The following is a 7,532-nucleotide window of genomic DNA, read 5'->3' as shown; positions in this document are numbered from 1 at the left end:
TGACCTGTGATCATAGGATTCTGATCTCATTTTACCGATCGTCAAGCTTTTTATTACTTAACTGATCGGCATTACTCATTACGAGCCTTTTTTTATATTTGCTGATTAGTATTTAGCAGCTTGGCCTTCTTTAGGTAATGCCGCCTTTATAAACTCACGTAAGTCGGTATTAGAGCTCTCTAAATCCGCATGGCGTAAGTACATCATATGTCCGCTTCTGTAGCCTTTAAAGCTTAAGCGGTCTTGCATTTTGCCACTTGGGTCTAACTGCCATAACGTATATTTAGCATCAAAGTAGTTAGTTGCACCGTCATAATAACCCGATTGAATCATTACCTTTAAATACGGGTTTTGCGCCATAGCTAAACGCAAGTTTTCGCCGGTGTTATTACCGCTTCTATCCCATGGGTGCACATTACCAAACAGGTTATATTTAATATCTGTTTTATAATTTAGCTCTTCACGTAAGTAATGATTAATAGCGGGTGTGAAAGAGTGTAACCACGACGTGAGTTCTGCCCAGTAATCAGGCGACTCGCCCGCATCGCGTTTATCAATACCTAAATAACGCGAGTCTAAGCGTCCTACCATTTGGCCGCGATCACGTAATAACTCTTTCCAAAAAAACTGCGTTGGAATATCTAAGTTATTTTGCTCTACAAAGGTTTCAGAAAGCCCAGCATATTGCGCCATTTTTTTAATTATGCGGCGCTTTTCATCATCTGCAATAAAGCCGCCTTTAGCCAGTGCGGGGATCAGTTCGTTAATTGTAAACTGCTCAACTTCAGGCAGTAACTCGTCTAGGTCTTTAGCTTGTAAGTTGGCATTTAATGCTTTGTGATACCAAGCTGTAGCGGCAAAGTAAGGCAGGCGGTTAGCTGCTTTAATTGGGCCGTCGCGCTTAATGCCAATATCGGTTGGTGAAACCAATACTACGCCGTTAATGTACATCCATTGGCTATTTTGCAGTTCATGGGCAAGGCCCGATACACGTGTTGTACCGTAGCTTTCGCCAATTAAAAACTTAGGAGAGCGCCAGCGCTCGTTTCTGTTTACAAAGGTATTAAGCCACTCAGCGAGGTACTTAATATCGGCTTTTACGCCAAAAAACTGCTCTTTTTGTTCAGCTTTAGAGAGTAATTTACCGTCTTTATCTTCAACTACCCGAGAGTAGCCGGTGTTTACCGGATTTACATATACAATATCGGCAATGTCGAGCACTGAGTAAGGGTTGTCTTTAACCCCATATGGTTGAATAGGGTAGCCTTCATCATCAATTTTTAATACGCGAGGGCCAGTATAAGCAAGGTGCATCCAAACCGATGCCGAGCCAGGGCCGCCATTAAACGAAATAAGCAAAGGGCGCTTTGCTCTGTCATCTACCTTATCGCGGGTGTAGTAAGTATATTGCAAGGTTGCTATAGCATCGCCTTTGTCATCCCAAACAGGTTGCGTACCGGTTGCAACCGTATATGAAAAGCGCTGATTATTAATTTTTGCTTTGTGCTCAGTAACCACTTTGCTGTCGATATCAATACGACGCTGGTTATTATCGGCAAAGGAGGCACTACTAAGTGTTAAGGCAATGGCGGCAATAGGTAAAAAAATACTTTGGCTAAACTTCATGAATGACCCTTTTTTATTGTTAATGTTCTATTAAAAGAAATATTCAGTAAAAAAACAAAAGTATTGAGACTAGTTGCCGATAATAGTGGTTGAGTAAATAGAATGTGTAAAAACTTAGCTTTTAACGCTTTGTATCGCTCTTTATTTCGATCGTAATGAAAGTAATGTATATTCGCATCTATTTATAAATAGCAGCTTAAATAAGTGAGATTTACTTTAAAAAAATAGTGGCAAACCGACAGGGTGTGTAATTTGCTTTTTAATAAATTTAAAATCTCATTAAAGGCTTTAAATTTATGATGAACATATGGTTATAAAACAAGTAATCAAATTAGAAGTAAAGAGAAGCCCTATGCAAAGACTGTTGATAGTTGAAGATAGTAAAGTAGTACAACAAGTCCTTCGCCATATATCTGCACAGTATCTTGATGTTGCCATTGATTTTGCTTGGTCTTTATCTGAGTGTAAGGAGTTTGTAAGTAAGCACAGCTATACACTAGCCTTAGTTGATTTAACGCTCCCCGACGCACCAAATGGTGAGGTGGCCAAATATACCTTATTAAAAGGTATTCCTACTGTGGTGCTTACTTCTAAGATGGATGAGTACAAGCGCCTGCAAATGTTAGAATTAGGCGTAATTGATTATGTGATAAAAGATAACCGTGACTCATATAATTACGCTATAAAATTAGTTGCACAGCTGTTGCGTAACCAAGGCTGTAAAGCATTAATAGCCGACGACTCGGTTTTAAGTCGTACTTTAATGAAGCAAATGCTAGAAAAACAATTATTTGCAGTCAGTGAGGCGCACGATGGACGCCAAGCATTAGATATGCTCAAAAACGATGCTGAAATTAAATTACTCATGACAGACTATGCAATGCCAACAATGGATGGTTTTGAATTAGTTAAAGCGGTGAGAAACTTTAGAGGCCGTGATGACTTAGCAATTATTGGGTTATCAGGCGCGAGTAAGCATGGTTTATCGGCGCGATTTATTAAATATGGTGCTAATGATTTTTTAACTAAACCTTTTATGAATGAAGAGTTTCATTGTCGTGTATTGCAAACCATGGAGCAGTTATCGTTAATTGCAGACATTAAAGAAAGTGCTTTTCGAGATCATCTTACCGGGCTTTATAATCGTCGTTACTTTTATCAGTATGCTGAAAAACTACTCAAAAATAAAAATCAGAAAAATAGCTTAGTGTTACTCGATATAGATTTTTTTAAAGCAATAAACGATGAATTTGGGCATGACGGCGGCGATCAGGCACTTAAACAAGTGAGTAATTTAATCCGTACTTCATTTTCTAACAGTACAGTGGCACGTATTGGCGGTGAAGAGTTTGCAATTATATTAACGCAAGTAGAAGTTGAACAAGCCGAGAAATGTTTAAATTTATTTATACAAAAGTTCGCAAGTTACGACTTTACTATCAGTGATAAAACCTTATCAATAACAGCAAGTATAGGCCTAGCCGAATTTCAAAATACCAATTTAACCGCTGCTATGCGTGTTGCCGATAGAGCTTTGTATCAAGCTAAGGATCAAGGGCGCAATTGTGTGGTTTTAAATAGTACTTTGCAGCTAGCAGAGGTTACAGCTATACGTTGAGTTAAATACACACGCACCAATCAAGTATTATATATAAAAAAACGCACCTAATTGGTGCGTTTTTTTGTTTTAAATATAAAATATTTTTATAAGTTATTGTTTTTTATTGCCATATAAAAATGGCATAAAGCTTGGATTGTATTAACTAAGAAAAACAATAACGTGTCCTAAGGGGACTAAAATGAAAATGATTAGTGCAATCATCAAGCCATTTAAATTAGATGAAGTGCGTACAGCACTCGCTGATTTAGGCATAGAAGGGATGACAGTTGTTGATGTAAAAGGCTTTGGTCGACAACGTGGTCATACCGAATTGTATCGTGGGGCTGAATACCAAGTTGATTTTATTCCTAAAATTAAACTCGAAATTGCCACTCGTACTGAAAACTGCCAACGCGTAGTTGACTCAATTACGCAAGTTGCAGGCACCGGAAAAATAGGTGACGGTAAGATTTTTGTGTACGACCTAGATCAAATTGTTCGTATTCGTACGGGCGAACTTGATGAAGATGCACTTTAAGGGGGATTTATGGAAAGTACACTGATAGAACTAAAGTTTTCGCTCGACACCTTTTATTTTTTAATTTGTGGCATATTAGTAATGTGGATGGCCGCAGGGTTTGCCATGCTAGAAGCGGGTTTAGTACGCTCAAAAAACACCACAGAAATATTAACTAAAAATATCGCCTTGTATTCAATTGCATGCACCATGTTTTTACTCGTTGGTTACAATATTATGTATGTAGGGAATACCGAGGGAGGCATCATTCCTTCATTTGGTGGCTTAATTGGTACACAAGCCGCTGATGCTGATCACTCTCTAGAATCTGATTTTTTCTTTCAAGTTGTTTTTGTTGCCACGGCTATGTCTATTGTCTCGGGTGCGGTGGCTGAGCGCATGAAGTTGTGGGCATTTTTGGTGTTTACCTTGGTGTTAACTGGGCTTATATATCCTATTGAGGGTTACTGGACTTGGGGCTCTGGATTTTTATCGGCAATGGGTTTTGTTGACTTCGCGGGCTCAGCAATAGTGCATGCAACCGGCGCATCAGCGGCATTAGCTGGCGTATTATTACTGGGTGCACGTAAAGGAAAATATGGTAAAAATGGCGAAATATACCCAATTCCGGGGTCAAACTTGCCTTTGGCAACGTTAGGTACGTTTATTTTATGGATGGGCTGGTTTGGTTTTAACGGCGGCTCGCAGCTACTTATATCAGATGCAGAAAACGCGACTGCTGTAGGAAAGATTTTATTAAACACCAATGCTGCTGCTGCAATGGGGGCTGTTTCAGCACTATTTGTTTGTAAAGCATTATGGGGTAAAGCCGATTTAACTATGGTATTAAATGGCGCGTTAGCTGGGCTGGTTGTGATTACCGCCGATCCGCTTTCACCTTCACCATTGATGGCGTGTTTATTAGGGTTATTAGGCGGCTCATTAGTGGTATTTAGTATTGTTATACTTGATAAGGCAAAAATAGACGACCCAGTTGGCGCTATTTCTGTGCATGGCGTATGTGGAGTACTTGGTATTATGCTAGTACCTGTGACAAACGCCGAGGCAAACTTGGTAACTCAGTTAATAGGCTTGTTGTGTATTATTGGTTTTGTGTTTATTTCTTCGCTGCTGGTGTGGGCAATCTTAAAGCATACTATGGGCATTAGGGTTACCGAAGAAGAAGAGCTAAACGGTATGGATCAACACGATTGTGGCATTGACGCCTACCCAGAATTTGTATCGGTTCGTAGTAATTAAATTTAAGTTATTGTGTGTTGTCCAAAGCGCTACTTAGGTAGCGCTTTTTTATTTCAGGGGAGGTTAACTTTAGTGCTGCTAAGATGGGTTGTTAATTTACCTTATAATGGTGAACTAGTAGGTGACTATGCTAAGCTCACGTCCGTAAAATAAACCTTGGAATAAATTACATTTAAATGGCTGATAACAAAAAAACACCGACAGGTAAAACCCCCACAAAGCGCAGCGCTAAACCCTCTAAAAGTACACCGCGTAACGGCGCTAAAAAAAGTACAAAAAACAAATCATCAGTTGCTCAGCGATCTTTACTCAATAAACTATGGTCTATTTTTTGGAAACTTAGTTTAGCGACATTTATTGCTATGGCGCTTTATTTTATTTACCTCGATGCAAAAATAACTCGTCAATTTGAAGGTAATAAATGGCAGCTTCCTGCGCAAGTTTATGCACGCTCGATGGCGTTTTACCCCGGGCAGTTCTTATCAAGCCAAGAGGTTATTTGGGAGTTAGAGCGGCTAAACTACTCAGCCGTTAATAGGTTAAGTCGTACAGGGCAATATGTTAAAACTGCCAACAGCATTAAAATATATCGTCGCGATTTTGAATTTTATGACGCGCTAGAACAGGCGCATATAATTGAACTGCGTTTTGCAGGGCAAAAAGTGGCTAGTATTAAAGACAAGTTTGGTCGGCGTTTAAACAACGCTAGGCTGGAGCCGGTGCAAATAGCGCGTATAGGTAACGACTCTAAACAAGACCGTGAATTTGTACCGCTGGATAAATTTCCGGCAATGCTAAAAGACACGCTTTTAGTGGTTGAAGATCGTAATTTTTATCAGCACCACGGCGTATCGGTATTTTCTATTTTACGTGCGTTGTATAGTAATATTCGTGCTGGGCGAACAGTTCAGGGCGGCAGTACGCTAACGCAACAACTGGCTAAAAATATTTACTTAACCCGAGAGCGCTCACTTACACGAAAAATAAACGAAGCGTTTATTGCGCTTATTTTAGATTACCGTTATTCAAAAGATCAAATACTTGAAGCGTATTTAAATGAAGTATATTTAGGGCAGTCTTATAACCAAGGTGTACATGGTATGGGCTTGGCTGCTGAATTTTACTTTTCTAAACCAGTAGATGAGCTAGAGTACGATCAAATAGCGCTGCTGGTGGCTATGGTAAAAGGGCCGTCTTATTACAACCCACGTCGTTACGAAGAGCGCACAATGGAACGTCGTGACTTAGTGCTGCGCTTAATGGTTGAAGACAAACTTTTGAGTACTAATGAATACCGCGCTGCATTAAAACGTCCTTTGAATATAGCGCCAATGAAAGCCAGTTTACAAAAATCGTACCCAGGTTATTTAGAACTAGTAAATCGTGAACTCAAGCAGTTATTGCCCGATCAAAATGTGTTAGATGCCGGTGTTCGTGTGTTTACCTATTTTGACTTACAAAAACAAACGGCAATGGAAGAGTCGATTCAGGCAAGTTTGCCTTATTTAGAAAAACGCCCTAATACTCGCGCGCTTGAAGCGGCGATGATCTCAGTTAACGTAGAAAAAGGTGGCGTATCGGCATTAGTTTCTGGGCGCGATGTGCGTTATTCAGGCTTTAACCGAGTACTTGATACCAAACGTAATATTGGCTCATTAGTTAAGCCTGCAGTGTATTTAAGCGCGCTGCAGTTACCACATTATAACCTAGCCACTTTACTTGACGACTCACCGGTGCAAGTTACCAATGAGCAAGGTAAAGTATGGCAACCTGAAAACTACGATCGTCAATTTCGCGGAGCGATCCCGTTATACAAAGCTTTTAGTCGCAGTATAAATATACCTGCGGTAAATCTTGGCCTTGATGTAGGTGTAGATAAAGTTGCAAATACACTAAGAGGGTTAGGCGCGCAGGGAAGAATTAACGAATACCCATCGTTGTTATTGGGGGCACTTGAAATGTCTAGTTTTGAGGTAGCACAATTGTACACAACCATTGCTGCCGATGGCGAATATAGAAAGTTAACCGCTATTTCTGCGTTAACCGACTCAATAGGCAAAGTATTGTATAAGCATGAGGTGAAATCTGAGCCGCGTTTTGCTAAAGATGCCATGTACATGACAAAATACGCAATGAAACGAGTGACTAAAGATGGCACCGCAAAACGGTTAAACTTACACTTTCCGTCGATTCAACTTGCGGGTAAAACGGGCACTAGTAACGATTTACGCGATAGCTGGTTTGCCGGGTTTGATCAAAACACAGTGACCGTTGCTTGGCTAGGCCGAGATGATAACAAAAGTACCGGCTTAACCGGTAGTGTAGGGGCTTTAGAGACCTATATTCGTTATTTAAAACCGCTAAATCCCGAAGCGATAGCCGATACTCGTCCACCTTCAATTCGCTGGGCGTTTATTAACGAGCTAACGGGTAAACAAGCGCCACCAGGGTGCGGCAAAGTTATTCAGCTACCACTAAGAGCCAGTGAATTTGAACCAAGGCCGCAGTGTATTCGTTAAGCTGTTTTGA

General features: G+C 40.3%; 5 protein-coding genes. 4 read left to right on the top strand and 1 reads right to left on the bottom strand.

The features are described from left to right. Nucleotides 1-105: 105 nt before the first annotated feature. Nucleotides 106-1,626 (bottom strand): S10 family peptidase, encoded by a 1,521-nt coding sequence (locus I6F41_RS09525; protein WP_011328917.1) that lies wholly within the window; start codon nt 1,624-1,626, stop codon nt 106-108. Between the two features lie 352 nt (nt 1,627-1,978). Between I6F41_RS09525 and I6F41_RS09520 the strand changes: the two genes are divergently transcribed. From I6F41_RS09520 to mrcB, 4 genes are all read left to right on the top strand, one after another. Then, on the top strand, nt 1,979-3,244 hold the full coding sequence (locus I6F41_RS09520) for a GGDEF domain-containing response regulator (RefSeq protein WP_182684583.1): 1,266 nt from the start codon (nt 1,979-1,981) through the stop codon (nt 3,242-3,244). A gap of 181 nt (nt 3,245-3,425) precedes the next feature. Further along, on the top strand, nt 3,426-3,764 hold the full coding sequence (locus tag I6F41_RS09515; RefSeq protein ID WP_011328915.1) for a P-II family nitrogen regulator: 339 nt from the start codon (nt 3,426-3,428) through the stop codon (nt 3,762-3,764). 9 nt (nt 3,765-3,773) lie between these two features. Then, the gene (locus tag I6F41_RS09510) at nt 3,774-5,003 is read left to right on the top strand and encodes an ammonium transporter (RefSeq protein WP_011328914.1); all 1,230 of its coding nucleotides are present in this window, start codon (nt 3,774-3,776) and stop codon (nt 5,001-5,003) included. Nucleotides 5,004-5,179: 176 nt separating this feature from the next. Further along, the gene (mrcB, locus tag I6F41_RS09505) at nt 5,180-7,522 is read left to right on the top strand and encodes a penicillin-binding protein 1B (RefSeq protein ID WP_182684582.1); all 2,343 of its coding nucleotides are present in this window, start codon (nt 5,180-5,182) and stop codon (nt 7,520-7,522) included. Nucleotides 7,523-7,532 lie beyond the last annotated feature (10 nt).

It is taken from the genome of Pseudoalteromonas sp. SCQQ13 (assembly GCF_015864415.1).
GTDB lineage: Bacteria > Pseudomonadota > Gammaproteobacteria > Enterobacterales > Alteromonadaceae > Pseudoalteromonas > Pseudoalteromonas nigrifaciens.
Note: the sequence above shows the minus strand (reverse complement) of the source record. Positions and strands in the feature narration are given on the sequence as shown.

Coding starts and splice junctions, on each gene's coding strand:
- I6F41_RS09525 (WP_011328917.1), bottom strand. CDS start 1,626: ATGAAGTTTAGCCAAAGTATTTTTTTACCTATTGCCGCCATTGCCTTA.
- I6F41_RS09520 (WP_182684583.1), top strand. CDS start 1,979: ATGCAAAGACTGTTGATAGTTGAAGATAGTAAAGTAGTACAACAAGTC.
- I6F41_RS09515 (WP_011328915.1), top strand. CDS start 3,426: ATGAAAATGATTAGTGCAATCATCAAGCCATTTAAATTAGATGAAGTG.
- I6F41_RS09510 (WP_011328914.1), top strand. CDS start 3,774: ATGGAAAGTACACTGATAGAACTAAAGTTTTCGCTCGACACCTTTTAT.
- mrcB (WP_182684582.1), top strand. CDS start 5,180: ATGGCTGATAACAAAAAAACACCGACAGGTAAAACCCCCACAAAGCGC.